Raw genomic sequence first — 1,567 nt, 5'->3', positions numbered from 1 at the left:
GAACCCTTATAGAGAAAGGCATTTAGCGATTTTTGTCAATTGTTTTTGCTCTAGAGCGAACTAATCAATTAAGTCTCTTGCCAGATAAGGATTTAGTCGATTTATGCCCCCTATCGAACCATACCAAGTAACGAAGAACCTGTATTGAGACTAAATCAAAAATTAATATCTGTAGAGACGCTAAAGATAACTACCTTTTAGCCTTAGCCAAAGATAGTCAAGCTGACTTTTTAATTACAGGCGATCAAGATTTATTAATTTTGCAACAATTTGGAATAACTAAAATTGTTACTTATCAACAATTTTTAGTAATCTGTAGATTGGGTTGAGGAACGAAACCCAACTCAATTATTTAAAAGTGTTGGGTTTCACTATCGTTCAACCCAACCTACGATAATACTTTATTGATGATCGCTGTCAATTTAATTGATGCCCGTAATATGTTGTAAAATCGTATCTAATTTTTGGTTAATCTCATCACGAAACTCTTCAAAATTCGATTGAAGCCGATCAACTTTATCTTCAAGATGATCAATTTCCTCATAGACTCGATCAAAACTCCGGTTTAGCTCTCTTCCTGTCACTTGGGTATCTTCCAGACGCTCCAGGCGCCGATTAAGACTCCTCAATTGACGCTCCACTTCATAATTTTTATCGTTCGGTTCCTGAGCTTGTGCCATAGGGAAAATTGTTGAATGAGAATGTCTTAACTCAATTATATGTTAACTTATTGACTAAATAAAGGATTCTACTTCTCTTAAATCAGCTTGTAGGGTGCGTGTTTGCGCGTATTTAAAGGAAATTTGTTAATAATTAAATTATTATCGCGCCGTAACGCACCATCTTAAGAAAATGGGTGCGTTACGCTATCACTAACGCACCCTACAAGAGCCGCTACTGTGTCTGGAGTGGTTTTTATTATGATTATTTAACTGCTACCGAATATCCCCCCGTAGCAATCTCTCCCTAGTAACAGGTTTCTAGTTCCTGTTTGATATTCAGGTAGAATGAATGATATAATTGGTGCGTGGGGTGTGGCTCTCTCTTGCAAAAGCTTTTCACCTGTAGAATATAACAATCTCAGGTTTTTTGTCAAACTTAGTCTTGAGGATTTTTATAACAAATTTATGAGCTTTTTATTTGTATTTGTCACATTTTTTCAAAAAAATGGTAGATAAACAACTGAAAACTTTTATCTGGATTGGAGCATCAAAAAAGGAGCTATTAGAATTTCCTGAAGAGGTTGTTGATGAAGTTGGCTGCATTCTTTATCGTGTTCAGAATAATCAAAATCATCCTAATGTCAAAAGCTTAAAGGGGTTTAATGGTGTTTTTGAAATAGTCAGCGATTATCAAACCGATACCTATAGAACAGTTTATGCTCTTAAACTAAGCAATGCTATTTTTATTCTCCATGCCTTTAAGAACCCACATTCCGCACCCTCAACTGTCACATAAGCTGTCCCCCTCCAGAGACTTGAGTAAAAATACTTATCTGGTGAAGGTTTTCTCGGTGGCCGTTAGGGGGAGCTTGAGACCCTAATTATGAAAAAATAGGAATTGTTGG

The 1,567-nt window shown here is 36.2% G+C and carries 3 protein-coding genes; 2 read left to right on the top strand and 1 reads right to left on the bottom strand.

What is annotated here, in order from left to right; translation table 11 throughout:
• The first annotated feature begins 143 nt into the window (after window positions 1-143).
• Window positions 144-329 carry a putative toxin-antitoxin system toxin component, PIN family gene (locus PX482_RS00265; RefSeq protein ID WP_353852241.1) on the top strand — a complete coding sequence of 62 codons (186 nt, stop codon included), beginning with the start codon at window positions 144-146 and terminating at the stop codon, window positions 327-329.
• A gap of 93 nt (window positions 330-422) precedes the next feature.
• Here the strand turns inward: PX482_RS00265 and PX482_RS00260 are convergent, their stop codons facing one another.
• Window positions 423-680, bottom strand: a complete 258-nt coding sequence (locus PX482_RS00260) for a hypothetical protein (RefSeq protein ID WP_002762931.1) — start codon at window positions 678-680, stop codon at window positions 423-425.
• Between the two features lie 487 nt (window positions 681-1,167).
• On the opposite strand from PX482_RS00260, the gene PX482_RS00255 reads away from it, so the two are divergent.
• On the top strand, window positions 1,168-1,458 hold the full coding sequence (locus tag PX482_RS00255) for a type II toxin-antitoxin system RelE/ParE family toxin (protein WP_288026770.1): 291 nt from the start codon (window positions 1,168-1,170) through the stop codon (window positions 1,456-1,458).
• The last annotated feature ends 109 nt before the right edge of the window (window positions 1,459-1,567 follow it).

It is taken from the genome of Microcystis sp. M53602_WE12 (assembly GCF_030065455.1).
In the GTDB taxonomy this organism is placed as follows: domain Bacteria; phylum Cyanobacteriota; class Cyanobacteriia; order Cyanobacteriales; family Microcystaceae; genus Microcystis; species Microcystis aeruginosa.
This window is presented reverse-complemented; position numbering and strand designations above follow the sequence as displayed.

Excerpts from the sequence above, each read along its gene's own strand:
- PX482_RS00260 (WP_002762931.1), bottom strand. The coding sequence starts at position 680 with ATGGCACAAGCTCAGGAACCGAACGATAAAAATTATGAAGTGGAGCGT.
- PX482_RS00255 (WP_288026770.1), top strand. The coding sequence starts at position 1,168 with ATGGTAGATAAACAACTGAAAACTTTTATCTGGATTGGAGCATCAAAA.